Raw genomic sequence first — 21,637 nt, forward strand, 5'->3', positions numbered from 1 at the left:
GGGGGGAATGCGGTGGTTTAGGTTTCGGGGTCTTCGTTCAGGGCCTTGGGCTTGCGGAGCTTGAGCAGCGGGCTGAAGACAATCAGCACGCCCAGGCCGATCAGCACAGCGGAGATGGGGCGGCTGGTGAAGATGCTGAAGTCACCCTGGGAGATTTCGAGGGACTCGCGCAGTGACCGTTCCATCAGCGGGCCGAGGACCAGCGTCAGCACCATGGGCGCCAGCGGGATGTCCAGGTGCCGGAGGGCCAGGCCCAGGAGGCCGAAGCCGATCATCACGAAGACATCGAACACGCTGAAGTTGATGGTGTAGGCGCCGATCACCATGAACAGCAGGATCAGGGCGGTGAGGATCGACGACGGGACGCGGAGGATGGAGGTCCAGAGCCCCACGAGCGGGACGTTGAGCAGGAGCAGGATCAGGTTGCCGATGAAGAGGCTGGCGATGATGGCCCAGGCGATCTCGGAGTTCTCGGTGAAGAGGGTGGGCCCCGGGGTGAGGCCCTGCTGCAGGAAGGCGCCCATCAGGACAGCGATGGTTGGTGAGGCCGGGATGCCGAGGGTGAACAGCGGAATGAGCGCCGCGTTGGCGTGGGCGTTGTTGGCCGTTTCGGGGCCGGCAACACCTTCGATGGCGCCCTTGCCGAGTTCATGGCGGTTGCGGGAGAACTTCTTTTCCGCGCCGTAGGACAGCAGCGAGGAGACGGAGCCGGTCATGCCTGGGATGAGGCCCAGGCCGAACCCGATGCCGGTGCCTCGGGCCATCGCCGGGGCGCTGCGGAGCCATTCCTTGCCGGTGGGCAGCAGCGAGCGCAGGTTGGGTGCGTGCACCGCGGCGGGCTGGTCACCCTTGCGGTGGGACAGGAGTTCGGAGAGGCCGAAGACGCCCACAATCACGGCGACGAAGCTGACGCCGTCCAGGAGCCGGTCCATGCCGAAGGTGAAGCGCGGCGCACCGGCCACGGGGTCGATGCCCACCATGGAGATCAGCAGGCCCAGGGCGCCGGAGATGACGGCCTTGACCATGGATTTGCCGGCGAGGGCCACCAGGAGCGAGATGCCCACCACCATGAGGGCGAAGAATTCCGGCGGACCCACCAGCAGGCCGAGTTCGCCCAATGGTTTGGCGGCGGCCACCAGGCCGATCGTGGCGATGGTGCCGCCCACGAAGGACCCGACGGCGGCGATGGTCAGGGCGGCGCCTGCCTTGCCGATCTTGGTCATGGCGTAGCCGTCGATGGTGGTGATGGCGGAGGCTGCTTCTCCGGGGGTGTTCAGCAGCACGCTGGTGATGGTTCCCCCGTAGGCGGTGCCGTAGAAGATGGCACATAGCATGATGATGGCGCCGGTGGCGTCCATGTTCAGGGTGAGCGGGATGAGCAGGGCGACGCCGGCCACGGGGCCGATGCCCGGCAGCACGCCGATGATGGTGCCCAGCAGGCAGCCCAGGAAGGCGAACAGCAGGTTCTGCCAGGTCATGGCGGCCGCGAAGCCGTTGAAGAGTTCGTTGAGGGTATCCACGTCTAGAGTCCGATCGCGTTCAGGAAGGGAAGGGCGGACACCGGCAGTGCGACGTTCAGGCCGTAGTTGAAGGCGTAGAACGCACCGAAACTGCCGGCCACCGCGATGATCAGCGAGGACACCCAGGTCCTGCGCCCGCGAATTTTCAGGTGGTACAGCAGGAACGCGAACATGCTCAGCTGGAATCCGAGCAGGTCCATGACGGCTGCGAGGATCACGAGGCTGGCGACGACGGCGATCACCAGTCCGCGGTCAACGCCGGCTGCCGTTTCGCTGGGGTTGCGGAGTTCCTGGAGCAGCCAGAGGAGGGCCATGGCAGCGAGGACGGCGCCCATGGCAAAGGGGAAGAGGCCCGGACCCGGGCCGAGGGATGTCCACAGCCCGAGGCTGATGGAGCTGACGAGGACATACACACCGACGGCCGCGAAGGCGCCGATTCCTGCCAGCACGGAAGGGGCCACCCGGGTTGTGCCTTCACGCCCGGGGTTGGTCGTGACTGACTCCGTTGTCATGGGATTCCTTTTCACTGCGCGTCATTGCATTTCACAGAATGAAACTATATTGCGTACTGAGAAATAGTGACAGGAGACACAGAGACTGTCAAGCGCAAGGAACTTACATAGAATGGAAGAATGGCGACGACGACTTCCATCCCGGCCGGGCCGGCAGAAGAGGGCCCCAAGTCCTCGAACATGCGCTCCCTCTCAAGGGCCCTGGAGGTCTTTGCGGAACTGCAGCGGGCGGAACGGCCGCAGCGGCTCAGCGACCTGGCCCGGAACTGCGGCATGAGCCTGCCCACCACCCTGCGGATCCTGCGGGTGCTGCAGGATTTCGGGATGGTGAGCCAGACGGACAAGTCCTACCGGATCGGCCCCGCCGTCCTGCCGGCCGCCCGCAGCTTTCTGGAGAACGATCCCCTCGTGGTCGCGGCACGGCCCATCCTGCAGCAGGTGGCCTCGCAGACCGGGCTGACGGCGTCGTTGTATTCACGGCTGGGCTTCGAGCGCATCCTGGTGGCGCGCGTGGACGGTGAGGCGCCGCTGCGCTACGACCTTCCGCTGGGCAAGCGGCTGCCGCTGACGCTCGGCGCCGCAGGGAAAATCCTGCTGGCATCGGCCTCGGACGACGAACTTCAGCAGGTGGTCACGGCAGCCGTGGCGTCCGGCCAGGAAGACGCGGACCTGACCGCAGAGGTCCTGCGCGGACGCCTCCCCGAACCCGGGACCGACTACGCCTACTCCTCCGATGAGCGGGCCACCGGCGTCCTCTCGGTGGCCATCGCCATCCAGAACCGCACCGGCCGGCCCAGCGAATCCATCTCACTGACCAGCCCGGTGGAGGCAGCCAGCGAGGCCACACTGAAAGCCGGTGTCCCCGAACTGCGCCGCGCCGCCGGCCGCCTCTCCGAGCTGCTAGAGGGCTCCGTCTACTGATTACTGTCTACTGTGCCCAAACTGGCCCAGCTTTGGGTGCTATGCCCCTGAAATCTCCGTGGACCTTGGGGGCGTTCGGCCGCAAAACCGGGCCAGTTTGATGTCAGGCTTTCCCGAACCAGGTGCCCAGTGCCTCAGTGAGGCCCTCAGCAGCGCCCTCCCCCACCCAGGCCACATAGCCGTCGGGGCGGACCAGGACGGCCGACGGCGGGGCAACAGATCCGAGGACCGGCAGCTCCCACTCGCCCCTGAAGCGTGCGTCCACCAGCTGGACCGCCGGCGGCAGGGGCGTGGAGTCAAAAGCGCCGGCGGCCCCGAGGTTCAGCAGGACCGGGCGTGCTGTGTGCAATAGCGAGTACGTCCGCAGGGGTCCGGCCGGCGTCTCCAGGTCCAGGTCCGGCATCCGTCGGCCCAGCAGCGGGTGGCCTTCGCCGAGGTCGTAATGCACGTCCAGCCCCGACTGCATCCCGGCGAACCGGCGGCGCGGCTCCTCCATCCCCAGCAGCTCGGCCATCACCTCGCCCGCGGCGGTGATCCTGGGGTCCGGGCGGCGGAGCGCCGATTGCGCCATGGTGTTGCGCAGCACCCGCGCCGCCACGGGATGACGCTCTTCGTGGTACGTGTCCAGGAGGCTTTCCGGCGACGTCCCGTGGAGCACCTGCGCCAGCTTCCAACCCAGGTTCACGGCGTCCTGAACACCGATGTTAAGGCCCTGGCCGCCGTCGGGTGCGTGGATGTGCGCCGCATCCCCGGCCAGCAGGATCCGGCCTTTGCGGTAGGTGGCAGCCTGCCGGGTGGCGTCCGTGAACCGGGAAATCCAGGTGGGGCTGTTTGCGCCGTAGTCGGTTCCGCACACGGCGGTGAGGGCCGCGCTGAGATCGGCCAGTCCCGGCTCACCGGCACCCACGTGCTCCTCGGTGACCATGACCGCCACCGGGCCGCTGTCCGCGTACACCACCTTGCCGTCCTGGATGGTGTACTCGCGCCGGCCGAAGGAGTGGATGCCAAACGGGTTCTTGTGGACGCCGAACTCCGGCTGCCCGGTCATCTCCACCTCGGCAATCAGCGCACTGGTGGTGGGATCCCAGCCGGGAAATTCGATGCCCGCAGCCTTGCGGACCAGGCTGCGGCCGCCGTCGCACCCCACAACGAAGTCCGCGTGCAGCGTCCGGCCATCCGGCAGCGAGACCACGACGCCGGTGCCATCCTGCGCGACGCCCGTCACCTCAGTGCCGCGGTGGAAGGTCACGGGCAGCTCGCCCAGCCAGCCCGCCAGGATGCGCTCAATGCGGTTCTGCCACAGCCCGAGCCCGTACGGGTGGCGGGTGGGAAACCCGGTGAGGTCGAAGCGGGTGCCGGCGAACCCCGCCACCTGGGCCATCTGCCCTTCGGCGAGGAACCGCTGCGCAATGCCCCGCTGGTCCAGCACCTCGATGGTGCGGGAGTGCAGACCGCCGGCCCGTGCGCCGGCAAGCTCCTGGCTGGGTCGCCGCTCCACCACGGCCACATCCACCCCGGCGAGCGCCAGCTCCCCCGCCAGCATGAGCCCGGTGGGCCCGCTTCCCACGATCACTGCCTGGTGCTTCATCCCGGTGCTCCCCATCCTCCGTAGGGGCCGCGCTGATGCCACGGCCTCCGGCGAACGATTATCCGGCCCACCGGGGGCCTTGCCGCAAGCCCCACCCCAGGCGATACATTGGAACTACAGGAGCTTGCACGTTGGCCAGTAACCGCCAACGGGCGGCGTACGCAAAAAGCGCCTGCCACCCCTTTCGGAAAGGGGCGGCAGGCGCTTTTGTTGCGCTCACCAGCTGATGGATCAGAAGCTACTTCGCAGATCCGAGCCCTGAAGGCGGGGTTCTGCGAACAAGCTTCGGACCGGCGGCCAGTGCAGGGGAAGGGCCCTACCAGGCCTGGTGTTCCCGCGTGGTGCCGAAGGGGACGGCGTCGCTGAGGGCCACGGTGAACTTGTCCACTCCGTGGCGGGTTACCAGGATGCCGTGCCGGCAATCCATCGCATGCTTCTTGGCAACTGAGACGGCGGCGTCCAGTTGGCTGTCCATGCTCTGGCGGTCGGACACGGTGAAGGTCAGGGGAAAGTTCATTGGTTGTGCCTTAGGGGTGGTGCGGATGGGAGTGGAACCTGCGCTCCCCAAGGCTGCAGTGCCTGGGCACTATGGTGCATGACACATCCCCCCGCCAGCAACTTTAGAAAAATACCGCAGGTCAGGCAAGGGATTGCGCTTTCCACGGCAAATGCAATTACGGCCGGTCAATGGCCGTGAATTAGAGTTGAAACCGGGCGGAAACTGTTCCAGGCCCTTCGATGTTCCTGAACGACGCCGCTGTGCGCCTGCCATGCGGCAGCGTCCAGCCACCCGCGCAACCACTTATGTGTGCCACGACCTGACAAGGATCCCGCCATTTCCACGGACGCTTTCTTCGGCAATCTCACCCGGATCCGCAATGTCATCCTTCCCGGCAGGGCGCGTGCGGTGCTGAACACGCCCCGCGGGCTGCTGGGCGGGTTCATCGTGGTGCACCTGGTCTTCCTCATCTTCGCGGCCTCTTTGTCGCTGCGCGGTGAGGCCTTCAGCGATACCTTCATCTACCGCGACTGGGCCATGGCCGGGTTCAACGATGCCAACCTGTCCGGCGGACCCAGCCCCTGGGTCTACCCGATCCTCGCGCTGATCCCCATGGCCATCGCCGGCGCCGCCGGACCTGGCCCCTTCTTCTTCCTCTGGGTCCTGATGACCACCCTCCTCAACGGCTGGGCCCTGCTCAAACTGACCGAACGCGGCCGCAACACGGACGCCATCCCGGCGGGCTGGTGGTGGCTGTCCTTCACCTTCCTGATGGGCTGGCTCGGATTCGCCCGCGTGGACGGCCTCACCGCTCCCCTTGTCCTGGTGGCCCTGGCCTACGGGGTGGGCCGGCCGTTCATCGCCTCCGTCCTGCTGGCCATCGGCACCTGGGTGAAGGTGTGGCCGGCTGCCATCATGCTGGCCCTCTTCGCCGTGGTCAAGAACCGTCTCGTGGTGGTCCTGGCCGGGCTGGCGACGTCGGCGGCAGTGGTCGCGCTGGCAGCGGCCCTGGGCAGCGTCCCCAAGCTGCTGAACTTCCTCACCCAGCAGGGCGACCGCGGCATGCAGCTCGAAGCCACCTTCACCACCCCGTGGCTCTGGCTGTCCGTCCTGAATGCCGGCGGCTCCCGCATGTACATGAACACGGACATCAACTCCATGCAGGTGGACGGTCCCGGCACCGCCACCATGTCCGTGCTGATGCAGCCGCTGCTCATCCTGGCCGCCCTCGTGGTGGCCGGCATGACCTTCTGGGCGCTCCATAACGGCAAGCAGCACAAGGTGGCCGGCGGCGTGGACCGCACCGAGCTGCTCCTGGCCGGCGCCCTCGCCCTGGCCGCAGCGTTCGTGGTCTTCAACAAGGTGGGCTCCCCGCAGTTCATGGTGTGGCTTGGCCCAGCCGTCGCCGTGGGCCTGGCGCACAGCTGGCGCGAATGGCGCGTCCCTGCGGTGATGCTCATCGCCATCGCCGTGGCCACCTACTTCATCTACCCGCTCTTCTACGACGCCCTCAGCCACAACAACCCGTGGATGGCGCTGGTGCTGACCATCCGCAACATCCTGCTGGTGGTTCTGTTCCTGTGGAGCGTCCGCCGGGTGTACCTGCTGGGCAGGAAAACCCCGGCTTCCGCTCCTGCACTGAAGGAGTCCTGACATTTCCACGACGTTCTTTGACCGCCTGGTCAGTGTCCGCACCCGACTGCTCCCGGCGAAGGTGGTGGACTGGTTCGCCCGGCCGTCCAGCGTGTGGTGGGGCTTCGCCGTCGTGCATCTGTACTTCCTCGGCTGGATGGCGTCCTTTTTCCTGAATGGCGACACGTTCAGCGACACGGAGCAGTACCGCCAGTGGGCCACGGACGGCTACAACCCGCAGGACCTGGACGGCAAAATCAGCCCGTGGGTCTACCCGGTGCTGGCCCAGCTGCCCATCTTCCTGGCGAACATCGCGGGGCCCAGCCTGTACCTGCTCATGTGGTTCCTGATCATCACGGCGCTCAACGCCGTCGGGATCCTGTACCTGACGCGGGGGCCGCGCAAGGTCAGCGGCATCGCCCCCGCATGGTGGTGGCTGTTCTTCACCATCTTCATGGGCTACCTCAGCTTCGCGCGGGTGGAAGGCATCACCGCCCCGATCGTGCTCATCGCGCTGCTGTACGCGGCGGAGCGCCCCGTTGTTGCCGGCTTCCTGCTCAGCATCGCCACGTGGATCAAGGTGTGGCCCGCGGCCGTCCTGGCGCCCATCGTGATCGCCAGCCGCAAGCGCATCCAGGTGGTCCTGGCCGGTGCCGGCGTCACCGCCGCCGTGGCCCTGGGAACGTGGCTGTCCGGCGGCCTGCCGCACATCATGGACTTCCTCCTGAACCAGGGCGAACGCGGCATGCAGCTCGAAGCCACCTTCTCCACGCCGTGGGTGTGGCTGAGCGTCTTCCACATTGCCGGGTCCAAAATGGCGGACAACACGGCCATCAACTCCACCGAGGTCTACGGCCCGGGCGCCAGCACCGCGGCGTTCCTCATGCAGCCGCTGCTGATCCTCGCGGCCGTGGTGGCCGCCGTCCTGCTGGTCCGCGCACTGAAGCGCGGCGCCGAACGCGAGGAACTGTTCCTCGAGGGGTCTCTGATGATGGTCACCGCCTTCATCGTGTTCAACAAGGTGGGCTCGCCGCAGTTCATCATCTGGCTGGCCCCGGTGATCATCGCCGGCCTCGCGCACGATTGGAACCGCTGGAAGGTCCCCGCAGCGCTGCTCATGGGCATCGCCATGACCACGTTCGTGATTTACCCGCTGTTCTACACTCCGTTGATCCACGCCCACCCGGTGATGGCAGCCATCCTGACCACCCGCAACGTGCTGCTGGTAGTCCTGCTGTGGTGGTCGGTGAAGCGGACCGCCGAGCTGGGACGGAAGAACTCCGCTCCCGTAACTGCCGGGGCCTAGAACGGCTGGGGCCTAGCGACGTCCCGCGCGGCGTGTAGCCTGGCGGGCGGCCCGACGCTCCGCCACCCACTGCCAGCCCGTGCGGGCCAGGTCCAGCGGACGCCCCTCGATGAGCAGCTTGCGTGTATGCACGTCGAGGAATAGAAGGTAAAACGTAAAGGCCAGCGCTGTCACGAACGCCAGCGACGACGGCGGGATGGGCAGTTCCACGAAGCCCCACACGGAGAGCTGGTCCTGCGCGCCGAACACCACGAAGAACGTGACACCCACGTAGAGCGACCGGATCTGCCAGTCGTCACGGATGCCCGTGACGGCCAGGAACGGCAGGAACCACAGGATGTACCAGGGCTGGATGATGGGCGAGAGCATTACGACGGCGGTGAACGCCAACGCCATCCGGCGCACCGCCCGCGAGTAGTCGCCGCGGAACATGAGCAGCAGCACCAGCCCGATGGCTGTCCACTTCATTCCGGTCCGAAGCCACGTGGCGAAGGTTCCGCCCGGCAGGCCAAGGACATTGGCAAGGAACTCCACCTGCTGTCCCAGGAAGCCTGAGGGCGAGTAGCCGGTGTAGCCCGGGGTGGTGTCCAGGATGGCCCAGGTCCAGCCCATGCCCAGGTTGTACGGGATGCCGCTCAACACCAGGACGGCCAGGCTGATGCCCGCCGTGGCACCCCACATCAGGAACTTCCGGAGCCAGGACGCCGACGGTCCGGCCCACATCACCCCAATGAACGGCAGCAGGAGCACGGTGATGGGCTTGATGCCGATCGAGGCGGTGACCAGCAGGATGCCAACCAGGTAGCGCCGGGTGGCCGCGAAGTACACGCCGGCGACCGCCAGCCCCACCATCAGGGCGTCATTGTGGGCGCTGGCGATGAAGCTGATCAGGAACAGCGGGTTGGCCACCGTGATCCACAGCGCCCGGGCACCGTTGATGCCGTGCAGTTCGGCGAGCTTGGGCACGTAGATGACGCAGAGCAGCACGCCGACGCCGGCCAGCAGGCGGAAGAGCAGGACCGACGCGTCGGGCTGGGCTCCTGTCAGCCCCACCACCCCACGCGCGAGCCAGAGGAAGTACGGGCCGTAGGGTGTGCGGTTTTCCGCCCAGGCGGGATCGGCGCCGAGTGCGAACCAGTTGTTGAGGGTGGAGATTCCCACCTCATACGGGTTCTGGCCTTCCTGGACCAGCCGCCCCTGGCCGGTGTAGGCGTAGACGTCGCGGGAAAACACGGGGACGCAGAAGATCAGGGGCAGCGACCATGCGGACACGGCAATGACCACGGACCGCAGGGATTTGCTGCCCCAGTCCGCGAGCCGTTGGCCCAGCCGCAGCCAGGAGCGCATCAGGAGCATGGCGCCGAGGGTGAGGAGGAAGGTGGAAACCGTGACGCCCCATCCTTCGGTGCGCAGGGCGATAACCACGGGCTGGCGGATCATGGGTGAGCCGTTGGCGATCCACCCTGTGCCGATGGAGCCCACGAACATCATCAGGGAGCCGATGAAACCTTCGATGGTGGCAAGGTAGGCACGTCCTTTGGCCGGCGCGGACGCCGTTGCCGGTGTGCCCGGCCGGCTTTCCGAAGTCCGGAGGTGTGACCCGCCTGCCGTCATGATTGTGTCTGGTCCCCTACCTGGTTGCGGCGCTGGCTGGACCAGCGAGAAAAGGCCGCCCTGCAACCCGCCCATTTTATCAGCCGGCTTTGCTGCTGCTCCGGTCTGCGACAGGGAGGCTGCCCACAGTTTTCGTAAAGCCCTACTGCGCGTGGAGGAGTGCCAGGAACTCATCGGCCATGCCGAGCTGTTCCTCCAGCTTGGCGCGGCGCCGTGAGGCCTCCTCAATGAAGGTGTTCAGCTCGGATCTGATGGCGGTGTCATCCTGGCCGGGCCCGGACGCTTCCAGCGCGTCAATGACCCGCAGGAGCTCAGCCATGGCCTCAAGGGTGAATCCCAGTGGCTTCATCCGGCGGATCACCAGCAGGCGGGTGAAGTCGCGTTCGGTGTAGAGGCGGAAGCCGCCCTCGGTCCGGCCTGACGGTTTGAGCAGGCCCACCTCGTCGTAGTGCCGGATGGTCCGTAACGACATCTGCGACCGGTCCGCGAGCTCGCCGATATGCATCGTTGCCACCGCTTCTTCGGCGGTCATTTCTTTCACCATCACGTCACCAACCCTGGTCAACCCTCACGTTAGGGTAGTGTTGCACACGCATCCGGACGTTGCCGGTGCATTCCTTCTCCACCCATTGTCTTCCATGACCGGGCTGGAGCCGTGCGCAGTGTGGCGCAGAAACGTTCCCCACCGCTCTTTCCCAACAGAGCCGAGTCCCTGGAGCCGCTCCTTGGCCGTCGCCGACCGCCCCCGCCCTTTCCGGCAACCCATCACCGTGATGACCGCCCTGCGTTCCCCACGGCAACTGTCCCGCGAGGTCCTCGCCGGGATGGTGACGACACTCGCCCTGGTCCCGGAGGTCATCTCCTTCTCGATCGTCGCGGGAGTCGACCCGATGGTGAGCCTTGTCGCCTCCATCGTGCTGGCCCTGGCGATGTCCATCCTTGGCGGCCGGCCGGGAGTGGTCACGGCCGCAGCCGGTTCCGTGGCCCTGGTCATTGCCCCGCTGGTGCATGAGCACGGCGTGCAGTACGTCCTGCCGACGGTGCTCCTGGCCGGCATTATCCAGGTGGTATTTGGCCTGGCCGGCCTCGCCCGCCTGATGCGGTTCATTCCCCGCTCTGTGATGATCGGGTTCGTGAATGCCCTGGGTGTGCTGATCTTCATGGCGCAAGTGCCGCACGTCCTCAACGTCCCGTGGCTCGCTTATGCCCTGTTCGCCCTGACTTTTGCAATCATTTTCATCCTTCCGCGCTTCACGAAGGTGGTCCCGTCGCCGCTGGTGGCGATCGTCGTCGTGACCGCAATCGCGATTATTGCCGGCCTCGCGGTTCCAAACGTCTCTGACGAGGGGCCCCTCACGGGCAAGCTGCCCGGCTTTACGCCGTTCCTCTTCCCGGTGAACGTTGAGACCTTCCAGCTGATCCTGCCCACCGCGCTGAGTGTGGCCTTCGTGGGGCTCATGGAAACGCTCCTCACGGCGAAACTCGTGGATGACATCACCGACACCCCGTCGCACAAGGGCCGCGAGTCCTGGGCACTGGGCGTCTCGAACATCCTTGCCGGTTTCTATGGCGGCATCGCCGGGTGCGCGATGATCGGGCAGACCGTGCTGAACGTGAAGACCGGGCAGGCCCGCACCCGCATCTCAACGGTGGTGGCCGGGGTGTTCCTGCTGGCGCTGGTGACGGGGCTCAGTTCGATCATGGGCCAGATTCCCATGGTGGCCCTCGCCGCCGTGATGATGGTGGTGGCCGTCACCACCATCGACTGGCACAGCGTCAGGCCGCCCACCCTGAAGCGGATGCCGCTGCCGGAGACGCTTGTCATGGGCGTCACGGTGGCAGTCGTGGTGTTCACCGGGAACCTTGCCTACGGCGTCCTGGTGGGCGTTGTCCTCGCCATGGTGCTGTTCGCGCGCCGGGTGGCCCACGTCATCAGCGTGGACAGGAAGCTTGCGGACGACGGCGAAAGCGTCCGCTACGACGTGGTGGGGCCGCTCTTCTTCGGCAGCAGCAACGACCTCGTGGAACATTTCGCGTACGCCGACGACCCCGCGTCAGTAACCATCGACCTCAGCCGTGCCCAGATTTGGGACGCCTCCACCGTCGCCGCCCTCGACTCCATCGAAACGAAGTACGGCGACCACGGGGCGACGGTGGCCATTGAAGGCCTCGATGAGCGCAGCACCGGATTCCACCGCCGCCTCAGCGGGCACCTCGGCTCCTGACACTTCCTACCAGTTGAGCGCGGGCCAGCGTTTGGCGGCGAGTCAGCGCCGGACGAGGATGTTGTCCTGGATCAGGGCATAACCCTGGCCCACCAGGTCCCCGGTATCCTCGCCGTCGGCCAGCACGGCCGCCTCACTGCCGTACCCCAGAAGATTGGTGGTCAGCACGGGCCCGCCGTCCGTTGCGCACGCCGAACCCCACCGCTCCTTGTCTTCGTCCGCAACCTGGATCAGGCAGAATCCCGCCTCCTGGTCCGGGCGGGCAAGGTAGAACCTGAAGCCTCCGTGATCGGCGGCCAGCCTGACAGTGGAGGGGTCCGTGCCCTTGAGGTCCACGAACACGGGGACCTCATCTTCGGCTGAAGCTGCCCGGTCAAGAATTGCCATGCCCGGCTGCTGCGGCTCCGTGGTACATGACACCAGCGCCAGTATCGCCATGGCTGCAACTGCGGACGTCACTACAGAGCCGCGGACCGGCATAATTCCCCCACCTCAAAAGAAAATATCTACTTAGCTACGATATTGCCGGGGAACAGGTTCCGCAAAAGCCACTTGACTTGATCTATGCGGCAATTTGATGCTATGAAAAACGACGGACGGCGCCATTTACCAGCACACCTCGTGGGCGTCAATTCATAAACGACGGAAATTGCGCCGAATATCCCTGCTACGCTCTATCCGCCATCGAAATCGTATGGATTTACAAAATGGGGGAAGATGAATATCAGAAGAGTTCTTTTGGCAGCCACAATCTCTGTAAGCCTAAGCCTCGGCCTCGCTGGGACTGCCCACGCATCCGAAACGCCGCCGGCGGTGCCATCCAGTGACGATGTCCAGGCCGCAGTAGAACACCACTTTGCGAACCTTAATGCGCCTGTCATGCCTTCCAAGGGAGAAGTGGCCGGCACGGATGCCGTGGGGGACACATACCGCGTCTCCGTAACCGGCCAGCAGTACGGAACCGAGTCTCCGGACATTCTGACGAGCTGCAGGAATCCCGGAGCAACCTGCAGCCTGTCCCGTGCCGTGACCATGTCAGCCACGGTGTCGGGAGGGTTCGGATTGTCCGCGGGCGCTGTCAGTGCACAAGCGGGACTCAGCTATTCGGTATCCGTCTCCGATACCGTCTCCTGCACGTCGCCGGTCCTCGGCTACAACCAGCTTTACATCGCACGCCCATCTGGAACATTCGTTTTTTACAATGTTGACCGTTACAACCTCTTCGGTTTTCATACCGGCACTGAACGTGGGACGGCATTCTTCCCCACAGGAGTATCGTGCCGTGTGATTTACGGGTAAAGCAGTATTAGAACGAGGGCACCCATTACCGCAATTGGCAATGGGTGCCCTTTTCTGCTCCAAGAAATTAAATGGCGAACAGCAGGCCTATTCCCCGGGAGGGGCCGCCGTCGATTCCCGGACCACCAGCTTCGTGGCCAGTTCAACCCGGCGGGAGTCCGGCACCTCCCCCTGGACCTGGCGCAGGATAATCCGGAGGGCCGCGCGGCCGATGTCCCGCAGCGGCTGCGCCACGGTGGTCAGCGCCGGCACGGCCTCCTCCGCCTGGCGGATGCCGTCGAATCCCACCACGCTGAGTTCCTGCGGAATCCGGACCTGTTGGCGGAGGGCTTCGGCGATCACGCCCAAGGCGATGGTGTCGCTGGCGGCAACCACCGCCGTGGGCCGGGGCTCGAGCAGCAGCAGGTCGCGGAGCCGCCGCGCGCCGTCGTCGGACCTGAACTCCCCGGCCAGGACGTACCGGTCCTCCGCGGCAATTCCCTGTGAGCGCAGCGCCGCAAGGTAACCGTGCAGCCTGGCCTGGCTGCACTCCACCGCTTCAGGACCGCCGAGGAACGCTATCCGCCGGTGCCCCAACGACAGGAGATGCGCCGTGGCGTCCTTGGCCCCCGCCCAGTCGGTGCAGCCGACGCTCACCACCTGCTCGGACGGCGGATTCAGCGGATCGATGACCACCACGGGAACGCCGCGGCGGTGGAAGGCGTCCAGCGGCGCGTCGCCGAAGGCCGAGGTCACCACGATCATTCCGCACCGCCCCTGGTCCACGATGCGTTGGGCACGTTGCTCCGGGTAGGGCGCTCCCCCGCGCGAACCTGTACTGCTCAGCACCACCTCCACGCCGCCGGCCGTGGCCGAATCCATGATCCCGGCCAGCACCTCAGCCGTGTAGCCGGAATTCAGGGAGTCGACCACCACCTCCACCACCGGGACTGCAGCGAGGGAGCGGCGGTGCTGCACCGGCGACCTGTAGCCCGACTCTTCCAGGATGGCGAGGACCCGCTTCCGGGTTTCCGCCGCGACATCCGGCCGGCCGTTGATCACCTTGGAGACGGTGGGAACCGAGACGCCGGCCTGCCGAGCCACAGCCGAGAGGGTCAGCCTGCTGCGCTTCTCCATCCGCTTCCCATCCCGTCGTCGAAAGTTTTCGGTGGCCGAAAGCCTTGACGCGGAAACAGAAGCCAAAATAGCGTCAAAGTATCCCGAAATAGTACCGAAAACTTTCGAACACCTGCAAAGAGGCACACATGGCAAACTCCACCCCGCTGCGCATTGGCATGGCGGGCTACGCCTTCATGGGCGCCGCACATTCCCACGCCTGGCGGACGGCCCCGCGGTTCTTCGACCTTCCGCTGGTTCCGGAACTGACCGCCCTGGCCGGCAGGAACGCCGACGCCGCGGCAGCCGCGGCCGCCAAGCTGGGCTGGAGTTCCACCGAAACGGACTGGCGCCGGCTCATCGAGCGGGATGACATCGACCTCATCGACATCTGCACTCCCGGCGATACCCACGCCGAGATTGCCATTGCCGCGCTGGAAGCCGGCAAGCATGTGCTCTGCGAAAAGCCCCTGGCCAACACTGTGGAGGAGGCCGAGCGCATGGCCGCCGCAGCACGGACCGCCGCGCCGCGCGGCGTCTACGCCATGTGCGGCTACAGCTACCGCCGCACCCCGGCCCTGGCGTTGGCAAAGCGGATGGTGGACGGCGGCAGGCTGGGAACCATCCGTCACGTGCGTGCCCAATACCTCCAGGACTGGCTCAGCGACGAAAATGCCCCCATGACCTGGCGCCTGGACAAGGCCAGGTCCGGCTCCGGCGCCCTGGGCGACATCGGCGCCCACATCATCGACGCCGCCCAGTGGATCACCGGCAGGCAGGTCTCCGGAGTGTCGGCCCTGATGGAGACGTTCGTCCGGGAACGGCCCCTTGCCGGCGACCTCGTGGGCCTCGGCGGCCACGGAAACCTCGACGCCGGTTCGCCCCGGGGTGCGGTAACGGTGGACGACACGGCGATCTTCACGGCAAGGTTCGACGGCGGCCCGGTGGGGGTTTTCGAGGCCACGCGCTATGCGCTGGGGCGGCGGAACGCCATGCGGCTGGAAATCAACGGCAGCGAGGGCTCCCTCGCCTTCGACTTCGAGGACAACAACGTCCTGTCCTTCTATGACGCCGCTGAAGGGCCCGACGCCGGCTTCCGCAGGATCATCGTCACCGAACCGGAGCACCCCTACGTGGGCAACTGGTGGCCCACCGGCCACGGCCTCGGGTACGAGCACGGCTTCACCCACCAGGTGGTGGACCTGGTGACAGCCCTCGCGGCCGGCCGCCAGCCTGAACCGTCCTTCCATGACGCCCTGCGGGTGCAGCGCGTCCTCGCAGCGGTGGAGAGCAGTGCAGGCAATGCCTCCCGCTGGCAAGAGATCCGCCAACCAGACCCAGCCTCCAGCTCCTATGCACATGAAGGAATATCCCTATGACCGGCACGAAAAACGCCCTGGTGGTCCGCGGCGGCTGGGACGGGCACCAGCCCGTCGAAGCAACGGACCTGTTCATCCCCTTCCTCAAGGACCACGGGTACGACGTCCGGATCGAGGATTCCCCGAAGATCTATGCCGATGCGGACTACATGGCGGGCGTGGACCTCATCGTCCAGTGCATGACCATGAGCACCATCGAAAAGGACGAGTTCGCGGGCCTGCGGGCCGCCGTCGAAAACGGGACCGGCCTGGCGGGCTGGCACGGCGGCATCGCTGATTCGTACCGCAATACCTCCGACTACCTGCACCTGATCGGCGGGCAGTTCGCCTGCCACCCCGGCAAGCACCCGGACGAGCGCCGAGGCGAACAGGCGGACAACTACGTTCCGTACACGGTGAACATGCTTCCCGCCGCGGCGGACCACCCCATCACCCGCGGCATTCCCGGCTTCGACCTGGTCACCGAGCAGTACTGGGTGCTGGCCGATGACTACATCGACGTCCTGGCCACCACCACGCAGAAAGTCCGGCCCTGGGATCCGTGGCACCGCGAGGTCACCTCACCGGCCATCTGGACCCGACAGTGGGGCGCGGGAAAGATCTTCGTGTGCACCCCCGGCCACCGCGTGGAAATCCTGGAGGACGCCAACGTCCGCACCATCGTGGAGAGGGGGCTGCTGTGGGCCAGCCGCTGACCGCAGGCACTGCCATCACCGTCGGCATCATCGGCTGCGGCGCCATCAGTGCCCAGTACCTGGCGAGCTTCCGCCGCCTGCCGGACATCCGGCTCATCGCCGTGGCGGACCTGGACCTGTACCGCGCGCAGGCTGTGGCGGACTCCTGCGATGGCGTGCGTGCCCTGACGGTGGACGAACTGCTGGCTGATCCCGCCGTCGGCCTCGTTTTGAACCTCACCATCCCCGCGGCCCACGCGGACATCGCGCTCCAGGCCATTGCCGCCGGGAAGGCCGTGTACGGCGAAAAGCCGCTGGCGGCGAGCACCAAGGAGGCCAGGGAGGTCCTGGACGCTGCGAAGGCCGCCGGCGTCGCCGTGGGATGCGCTCCGGACACGGTCCTGGGCACCGGGATCCAGACCGCGCGGAAGGCGATCGACGACGGCCTGATCGGCACCCCCATCGCCGCCACCGCCGTGATGGCCACCCCGGGGCACGAGCGCTGGCACCCCAACCCGGACTTCTACTACCAGCCCGGCGGCGGCCCGCTGCTGGACATGGGCCCCTACTACGTCACCGCACTGGTGACCCTGCTGGGTCCTGTGGTCTCCGTGACCGGCGCCGCCAGCCACACCAGGGACCAGCGCAGCATTGGCTCCGGCCCCCGCGCCGGCGAAACCGTTCCCGTCCACGTGGACTCGCACGTCACCGGGACACTGACGCATGCCGGCGGCGCCATCTCCACGCTGGTGATGAGCTTTGACGCCGTCCGCACCAAGAGCCCCAACCTGGAGGTGCACGGCGAGCGCGGCTCGCTGGTGGTTCCGGATCCCAACAAGTTCGACGGCGACGTGGAGCTTTTCACGCTCGGTGCAGCGGACTGGGAGGTGCTTCCGGTGTCGGCCGGCTACGAGGGCGCGGGCCGCGGCTTCGGGATCGCGGACCTGGCGGCCACCCCTCCCGGCAGCGAGCCGCGGGCCGGGGGCGAGCTGGCGTTCCACGTCCTGGATGTCATGGAGTCCCTGCTGGAGGCTGCCCGGACCGGCGCCGCCACGAAGGTGCGGAGCACCGTTGCCCGGCCCGCACCGGTCCCGCTGACACCCGCCCAGCCGGAGGACGGCCCGGACAGCAGCCCCGCTCGCGCCTAAACGCGCCCGTCGCTGCGGGCGCTCCGGTTCCGGCCCAGGGACTTGGCCGTGTACAACGCCGCATCCGCTGCGGCGATGAGATCGTCCACCTGGGAGGTCCCGGCGTCGTACGTGGAAATCCCATAACTCGCCGTGGGCATCTCCACCCCGTCCAGGCGGGCGTCCGCGGCGAGGCGGCGGCTGATTTCGGAAGCTACCAGCTCTGCCCGCTCGGGGCTGGCGCCGGGCATCAGGAGGACGAATTCCTCGCCGCCGTAGCGGCCCACCAGGTCCGTGGTCCGCACGGTGGCGGTGCAGGCGTCCGCGAACCGGCGCAGTGCCACGTCCCCTGCCGCATGGCCGTAAGTGTCGTTGACGGATTTGAAGTGGTCCAGGTCGGCCAGGATGAGGGCCCCGGAGGCGCCGGTGATGGCCCGGTCCGCCAACTGTTCGGCGGCCAGGTCCAGGAAGGCTTTCCGGTTCAGGAGGCCGGTGAGGTCGTCGCGCGAGGCCACCACGCGCAGGGCCCGCGTCTGCTGCTCGCTGCTCAGGGCCGCCATGCTGAAGGACACCACCACGAGGAGCACCATGGTCACCAGCGTGGTGACGGCAGAGCCGAACACGGTGACGAACGTGCGCCCGTCCTGGCCTTCCAGGACGAAGGCCAGCCAGCGGAAGAAGTAGTAGACGGCCAGGCCGCCGGCGGAGACCGCCATGGGGATCCGGACCCGGGAGTACCCGGGCTCCAGGCGCCACAGTTCGCGTGAGGCCAGCCCGATGCTGATGCTCATGGCGGCAAGGAAAACCGTCCCGCCGGACCAGGTGTTGGTGGCCGGGCTGTCCAGGATCGACGCCACCAGCGTGGCCAATGGAAGGCCTGCGAAGGCCCACATGGGCGGCCGGACGGTACGCAGGGACCGGGCGCCCGCCCAGACGGCCACGCCGCCGTGGACCAGCAGCACGTTGCCCACGGGGTTGGCCCAGACCTGGTGCGGCGTCCCGTCCAGCAGGAAACACCCTGAACCGCCGAGGAAGAAGATCAGCGCCACGCACCACCAGCCGCTGTATGGGGAGCGCGTTACCCGGTACGCCGAGAAGTAGAACAGCACCACCAGCACCAGGGCCATGAGGCCGAATGCGATCCGAAGGGTCGTCGTATCCAGAACCATGTCTCCGAAAGTCCCCCAAACGCCGAAACCCTAATTGCCCCCAAGTATCGCACCGCCCCGGCTGGCCCGCACCCACCACGCCATGACGAACGTGCTTGGACCGCCTAGTGTGGAAGATGCTGCCGGTTCACCCGTACAAGCCACCAGAAAGGCCCGCCATGCTCCTTCTCTTTGGCTTCAAGACAGTGGACAAAGCCCTCCCCGGCAGGCCCGGTACGTGCCAGCACTGCCACGCCCACGTACACCACGCACTGGTTGAGCGGGCCACCAAGTTCACGCTGTTCTTCATCCCGGTGTTCACCACGTCCCGGAAGTTCCGCATCACCTGCACCAACTGCGGTTACGTCTCGTCCATCTCGGGCCGCCAGAAGCGGGCGCTGGAAATGCGCGGCTGACGCTGCGGGAACTTCCGGCCGTCCCGTACAGTTAAAAGCACTATGGACGACCCTCCTTCACATATGCCCTGGCCCCTCTGCCTTCTGACCGGATCACCGGCCACCACAGGAGAGGGGCGCCCCAATGTATGAATGGATCATGCTGGGCATCGGCCTGGTCCTGACCGTCGGCACCGGCTTCTTCGTCGCCTCCGAGTTCGCCCTGGTGAACCTGGACCGGCACGACCTCGAAGCCCGCCAGGCCCGCGGCGAGAAACGCCTCGGCCCCACCATCAAAGCCCTCAAGATCACGTCCACCCACCTTTCGGGTGCACAGCTGGGCATCACCCTCACCACGCTCCTCACCGGTTACACGTTCGAGCCCGCCATCAGCCGGATGCTCAGCGGCCCGCTGACATCCGCGGGCCTGCCGGAAACCCTGGTGCCGGCCGTCGGATCCGTGGCCGGTATTTTCCTGGCCACCATCTTCTCCATGGTGATCGGCGAACTGGTTCCGAAGAACTTTGCCCTGGCCCTGCCGCTGGCCACCGCCAAGGTGGTGGTGCCGTTCCAGGCGCTCTTCACCACGGTCTTCAAGCCCGTGATCCTGCTCTTCAACAACACCGCCAACAAGATCATCCGCGGCTTCGGCATCGAACCCAAGGAAGAACTGTCCGGCGCCCGGAGCGCGGAGGAGCTGAGCTCCCTGGTGCGCCGCTCCGCCCTCGAAGGCGTTCTTGACCTGGACCATGCCACGCTGCTGCACCGTACGCTCCGCTTCACCGAGCACAGCGCGGTGGATGTCATGACGCCGCGTGTCCGGATGACCGCGGTGGGTACAGCGGACACCGCGGAGGACATCGTCGGCCTGGCGAAGTCCACCGGCTACTCCCGCTTCCCGGTGATCGGCCGGGACCGGGATGACGTGGTGGGCGTCCTGCACGTCAAGCAGGCGTTCGCCGTCGCCCTGTCCGACCGCGCCGTCACCACCGCCGAAGACCTCATGATTGAACCGCTCCGCGTTCCCGAATCCATGGGCGTTGACACCCTTCTGAACCTGCTCCGAAAGCAGGGGCTGCAGGTGGCCATCGTCTCCGACGAGCACGGCGGCACCGCCGGTATCGTCACGCTGGAGGACCTCGTGGAAGAGATCGTGGGTGAACTGGAGGACGAGCATGACCGCGCCCGCGTGGGCGTGGTCCGCACCGGCCGCTCCATCACCTTCGACGCCGCGCTGCGCCCGGACGAACTCCTGGACCGCACCGGCATCCGCGTTCCGGACGGTGAGTACGACACCGTTGCCGGCTTCGTAACGGACCAGCTGGACCGGCTGCCCGAGCTCGGAGACGAAGTGGAGGTCGACGGCGGCACGCTCCGTGTGGAGCGCGCGCTGGAGACCCGCGTGGAGCGGCTCCGCTTCACGCCCGCCGAATCCGGCGAAGCACCGCAAAGCCCGCACGACAGGATCGTGGACAACATCACCCGGGAGCTGACCCATGAGTGAATATCTTCCCGGCATCATCTGGCTGGCTGTGCTCCTGGTGGTTAACGGCTTCTTCGTGGGCGCCGAGTTCGCGGTGATCTCGGCCCGCCGGTCGCAGATCGAACCCAAGGCGGAAGCGGGCAGCAAAGCCGCCAAAACCACGCTGTGGGCCATGGAGCACGCAACGCTCATGCTGGCCACCAGCCAACTGGGCATCACTGTCTGTTCGCTGATCATCCTGAACGTTTCCGAACCGGCCATCCACCACCTCCTGGAAATCCCGCTGGGCCTGACGTCCCTGTCCTACGAGGCCATCAGCATCATCGCGTTCATCGTGGCCCTGCTGCTGGTGACCTTCCTGCACGTGGTCCTGGGCGAGATGGTGCCCAAGAACATTTCGTTCTCGGTCCCCACGCGGGCTGCGCTGATCCTGGCCCCGCCGCTGGTAGTTGTGGCACGGATCTTCAAGCCCGTGATCTGGACGCTGAACGGCATCGCCAACGGCATCCTGCGCCTGTTCAAGGTGGAACCCAAGGATGAGGCCACCAGCGCCTACACCCTGGATGAGGTGGCCAGCATCGTGGAGCAGTCCACCCGCGACGGCATGCTGAAGGACACCACCGGTGCCCTGACCAATGCGTTCGAGTTCACCGCCAAGACGGTGGCCGACGTCCAGGTTCCGCTGGCGGACATCGTGCTGCTCCCGGAGACGGCCACCCCGGCCGACATCCAGCAGGCCGTGGCCCGGCACGGGTACTCGCGCTACATCCTCACGGACGGCAACGCCGAACCTGCGGGCTACCTCCACCTCAAGGACGTCATGGACCTCACGTCGCCGGAGAAGTTCGCCCGGCCGGTGCCTGCCAAGCGGATCCGTCGGCTCGCCTCGGCCTTCGCGGGCTCCGAGCTTGAGGACGCACTCGCGGCCATGCGCCGCACCGGAGCCCACGTGGCCCGGGTGTTCGACGCCGAGGGCGCCACCACCGGGATGCTGTTCCTTGAGGACATCATCGAAGAGCTGGTGGGCGAGGTGCAGGACGCCACCAGCGTCTGACCGGCATTTCAGCACCAGGGTGCGGCCTCCTTCGGGGGGCCGCACCTTTTTTGCGCCGGACCCTAGCCGCCGACGGCGGACGCCGCTAGAGTGGGTCCCGGTTCCGCCCTGCCGTTCCCGGCAGGACGACGGGAACCTTTCGAGGGATTGGAGGTGGTTTTGATGA

19 protein-coding genes are annotated in these 21,637 nt (G+C 66.6%); 10 read left to right on the forward strand and 9 right to left on the reverse strand.

Annotated features, from left to right (window positions below; all coding sequences use genetic code 11):
• Nucleotides 1-17 precede the first annotated feature (17 nt).
• Both AC1DBN_RS18170 and AC1DBN_RS18175 read right to left on the reverse strand, forming a co-directional pair.
• On the reverse strand, nucleotides 18-1,520 hold the full coding sequence (locus tag AC1DBN_RS18170; protein ID WP_314212494.1) for a tripartite tricarboxylate transporter permease: 1,503 nt from the start codon (nucleotides 1,518-1,520) through the stop codon (nucleotides 18-20).
• Between the two features lie 2 nt (nucleotides 1,521-1,522).
• Complete coding sequence (locus AC1DBN_RS18175; protein ID WP_314212496.1) at nucleotides 1,523-2,032, reverse strand: tripartite tricarboxylate transporter TctB family protein; 510 nt, start codon at nucleotides 2,030-2,032, stop codon at nucleotides 1,523-1,525.
• A 120-nt stretch (nucleotides 2,033-2,152) separates the two neighbouring features.
• Between AC1DBN_RS18175 and AC1DBN_RS18180 the strand changes: the two genes are divergently transcribed.
• Nucleotides 2,153-2,953: an IclR family transcriptional regulator gene (locus AC1DBN_RS18180; RefSeq protein WP_477723820.1), complete on the forward strand. Its 801-nt coding sequence runs from the start codon at nucleotides 2,153-2,155 to the stop codon at nucleotides 2,951-2,953.
• A gap of 103 nt (nucleotides 2,954-3,056) precedes the next feature.
• Here the strand turns inward: AC1DBN_RS18180 and AC1DBN_RS18185 are convergent, their stop codons facing one another.
• A complete protein-coding gene (locus AC1DBN_RS18185) occupies nucleotides 3,057-4,541 on the reverse strand; it encodes an FAD-dependent monooxygenase (RefSeq protein ID WP_477723821.1) in 1,485 nt (494 codons plus the stop codon).
• A 316-nt stretch (nucleotides 4,542-4,857) separates the two neighbouring features.
• Nucleotides 4,858-5,058: a hypothetical protein gene (locus AC1DBN_RS18190; RefSeq protein ID WP_091717056.1), complete on the reverse strand. Its 201-nt coding sequence runs from the start codon at nucleotides 5,056-5,058 to the stop codon at nucleotides 4,858-4,860.
• Nucleotides 5,059-5,349: 291 nt separating this feature from the next.
• Here AC1DBN_RS18190 and AC1DBN_RS18195 point away from each other — a divergent pair, with 291 nt between their 5' ends.
• Entirely contained in the window at nucleotides 5,350-6,693 is a 1,344-nt protein-coding gene (locus tag AC1DBN_RS18195; protein WP_477723822.1) for a glycosyltransferase 87 family protein, read from the forward strand.
• A gap of 61 nt (nucleotides 6,694-6,754) precedes the next feature.
• Nucleotides 6,755-7,978 carry a glycosyltransferase 87 family protein gene (locus tag AC1DBN_RS18200; protein WP_172829891.1) on the forward strand — a complete coding sequence of 408 codons (1,224 nt, stop codon included), beginning with the start codon at nucleotides 6,755-6,757 and terminating at the stop codon, nucleotides 7,976-7,978.
• Nucleotides 7,979-7,990: 12 nt separating this feature from the next.
• Here the strand turns inward: AC1DBN_RS18200 and mptB are convergent, their stop codons facing one another.
• Complete coding sequence (gene mptB / locus AC1DBN_RS18205) at nucleotides 7,991-9,592, reverse strand: polyprenol phosphomannose-dependent alpha 1,6 mannosyltransferase MptB (RefSeq protein WP_091717052.1); 1,602 nt, start codon at nucleotides 9,590-9,592, stop codon at nucleotides 7,991-7,993.
• A 142-nt stretch (nucleotides 9,593-9,734) separates the two neighbouring features.
• Nucleotides 9,735-10,124: a MerR family transcriptional regulator gene (locus tag AC1DBN_RS18210; RefSeq protein WP_477723823.1), complete on the reverse strand. Its 390-nt coding sequence runs from the start codon at nucleotides 10,122-10,124 to the stop codon at nucleotides 9,735-9,737.
• 193 nt (nucleotides 10,125-10,317) lie between these two features.
• On the opposite strand from AC1DBN_RS18210, the gene AC1DBN_RS18215 reads away from it, so the two are divergent.
• A complete protein-coding gene (locus AC1DBN_RS18215) occupies nucleotides 10,318-11,817 on the forward strand; it encodes a SulP family inorganic anion transporter (RefSeq protein ID WP_477723824.1) in 1,500 nt (499 codons plus the stop codon).
• A gap of 42 nt (nucleotides 11,818-11,859) precedes the next feature.
• Here the strand turns inward: AC1DBN_RS18215 and AC1DBN_RS18220 are convergent, their stop codons facing one another.
• Together AC1DBN_RS18220 and AC1DBN_RS18225 are read right to left on the reverse strand one after the other, a co-directional pair.
• Complete coding sequence (locus AC1DBN_RS18220; protein WP_477723825.1) at nucleotides 11,860-12,204, reverse strand: hypothetical protein; 345 nt, start codon at nucleotides 12,202-12,204, stop codon at nucleotides 11,860-11,862.
• Between the two features lie 999 nt (nucleotides 12,205-13,203).
• Nucleotides 13,204-14,232, reverse strand: coding sequence for a LacI family DNA-binding transcriptional regulator (locus tag AC1DBN_RS18225; protein ID WP_091717048.1), 1,029 nt, complete (start codon nucleotides 14,230-14,232; stop codon nucleotides 13,204-13,206).
• 128 nt (nucleotides 14,233-14,360) lie between these two features.
• Between AC1DBN_RS18225 and AC1DBN_RS18230 the strand changes: the two genes are divergently transcribed.
• From AC1DBN_RS18230 to AC1DBN_RS18240, 3 genes are read left to right on the forward strand one after another with little or no spacing between them, the layout of a single operon-like run.
• Nucleotides 14,361-15,590 (forward strand): Gfo/Idh/MocA family protein, encoded by a 1,230-nt coding sequence (locus AC1DBN_RS18230; RefSeq protein WP_091717046.1) that lies wholly within the window; start codon nucleotides 14,361-14,363, stop codon nucleotides 15,588-15,590.
• Nucleotides 15,587-16,285, forward strand: coding sequence for a ThuA domain-containing protein (locus tag AC1DBN_RS18235; RefSeq protein WP_091717044.1), 699 nt, complete (start codon nucleotides 15,587-15,589; stop codon nucleotides 16,283-16,285). The genes AC1DBN_RS18230 and AC1DBN_RS18235 overlap by 4 nt, the downstream gene beginning before the upstream one ends.
• Nucleotides 16,270-17,412, forward strand: coding sequence for a Gfo/Idh/MocA family protein (locus AC1DBN_RS18240; protein WP_091717042.1), 1,143 nt, complete (start codon nucleotides 16,270-16,272; stop codon nucleotides 17,410-17,412). The genes AC1DBN_RS18235 and AC1DBN_RS18240 overlap by 16 nt, the downstream gene beginning before the upstream one ends.
• Here AC1DBN_RS18240 and AC1DBN_RS18245 read toward each other — a convergent pair.
• A complete protein-coding gene (locus AC1DBN_RS18245; RefSeq protein WP_091717040.1) occupies nucleotides 17,409-18,560 on the reverse strand; it encodes a GGDEF domain-containing protein in 1,152 nt (383 codons plus the stop codon). The genes AC1DBN_RS18240 and AC1DBN_RS18245 overlap by 4 nt on opposite strands.
• A gap of 158 nt (nucleotides 18,561-18,718) precedes the next feature.
• On the opposite strand from AC1DBN_RS18245, the gene AC1DBN_RS18250 reads away from it, so the two are divergent.
• The 3 genes from AC1DBN_RS18250 (at nucleotide 18,719) to AC1DBN_RS18260 (ending at nucleotide 21,471) form a co-directional block, all read left to right on the forward strand.
• Nucleotides 18,719-18,955: a zinc-ribbon domain-containing protein gene (locus tag AC1DBN_RS18250; RefSeq protein ID WP_091717038.1), complete on the forward strand. Its 237-nt coding sequence runs from the start codon at nucleotides 18,719-18,721 to the stop codon at nucleotides 18,953-18,955.
• 124 nt (nucleotides 18,956-19,079) lie between these two features.
• Complete coding sequence (locus AC1DBN_RS18255; protein WP_091717036.1) at nucleotides 19,080-20,438, forward strand: hemolysin family protein; 1,359 nt, start codon at nucleotides 19,080-19,082, stop codon at nucleotides 20,436-20,438.
• The gene (locus AC1DBN_RS18260) at nucleotides 20,431-21,471 is read left to right on the forward strand and encodes a hemolysin family protein (protein ID WP_091717034.1); all 1,041 of its coding nucleotides are present in this window, start codon (nucleotides 20,431-20,433) and stop codon (nucleotides 21,469-21,471) included. Before AC1DBN_RS18255 ends, AC1DBN_RS18260 begins: the two co-directional genes overlap by 8 nt.
• The last annotated feature ends 166 nt before the right edge of the window (nucleotides 21,472-21,637 follow it).

The organism is Pseudarthrobacter sp. 10T415 (genome assembly GCF_056394175.1).

What these genes read in the sequence shown, in the direction of transcription:
- AC1DBN_RS18225 (WP_091717048.1), bottom strand. Translation starts at nt 14,232, where the DNA reads ATGGAGAAGCGCAGCAGGCTGACCCTCTCGGCTGTGGCTCGGCAGGCC.
- mptB (WP_091717052.1), bottom strand. Translation starts at nt 9,592, where the DNA reads ATGACGGCAGGCGGGTCACACCTCCGGACTTCGGAAAGCCGGCCGGGC.
- AC1DBN_RS18210 (WP_477723823.1), bottom strand. Translation starts at nt 10,124, where the DNA reads ATGACCGCCGAAGAAGCGGTGGCAACGATGCATATCGGCGAGCTCGCG.
- AC1DBN_RS18175 (WP_314212496.1), bottom strand. Translation starts at nt 2,032, where the DNA reads ATGACAACGGAGTCAGTCACGACCAACCCCGGGCGTGAAGGCACAACC.
- AC1DBN_RS18230 (WP_091717046.1), top strand. Translation starts at nt 14,361, where the DNA reads ATGGCAAACTCCACCCCGCTGCGCATTGGCATGGCGGGCTACGCCTTC.
- AC1DBN_RS18250 (WP_091717038.1), top strand. Translation starts at nt 18,719, where the DNA reads ATGCTCCTTCTCTTTGGCTTCAAGACAGTGGACAAAGCCCTCCCCGGC.
- AC1DBN_RS18220 (WP_477723825.1), bottom strand. Translation starts at nt 12,204, where the DNA reads ATGGCAATTCTTGACCGGGCAGCTTCAGCCGAAGATGAGGTCCCCGTG.
- AC1DBN_RS18260 (WP_091717034.1), top strand. Translation starts at nt 20,431, where the DNA reads ATGAGTGAATATCTTCCCGGCATCATCTGGCTGGCTGTGCTCCTGGTG.
- AC1DBN_RS18245 (WP_091717040.1), bottom strand. Translation starts at nt 18,560, where the DNA reads ATGGTTCTGGATACGACGACCCTTCGGATCGCATTCGGCCTCATGGCC.
- AC1DBN_RS18235 (WP_091717044.1), top strand. Translation starts at nt 15,587, where the DNA reads ATGACCGGCACGAAAAACGCCCTGGTGGTCCGCGGCGGCTGGGACGGG.
- AC1DBN_RS18255 (WP_091717036.1), top strand. Translation starts at nt 19,080, where the DNA reads ATGTATGAATGGATCATGCTGGGCATCGGCCTGGTCCTGACCGTCGGC.
- AC1DBN_RS18185 (WP_477723821.1), bottom strand. Translation starts at nt 4,541, where the DNA reads ATGAAGCACCAGGCAGTGATCGTGGGAAGCGGGCCCACCGGGCTCATG.
- AC1DBN_RS18180 (WP_477723820.1), top strand. Translation starts at nt 2,153, where the DNA reads ATGGCGACGACGACTTCCATCCCGGCCGGGCCGGCAGAAGAGGGCCCC.
- AC1DBN_RS18190 (WP_091717056.1), bottom strand. Translation starts at nt 5,058, where the DNA reads ATGAACTTTCCCCTGACCTTCACCGTGTCCGACCGCCAGAGCATGGAC.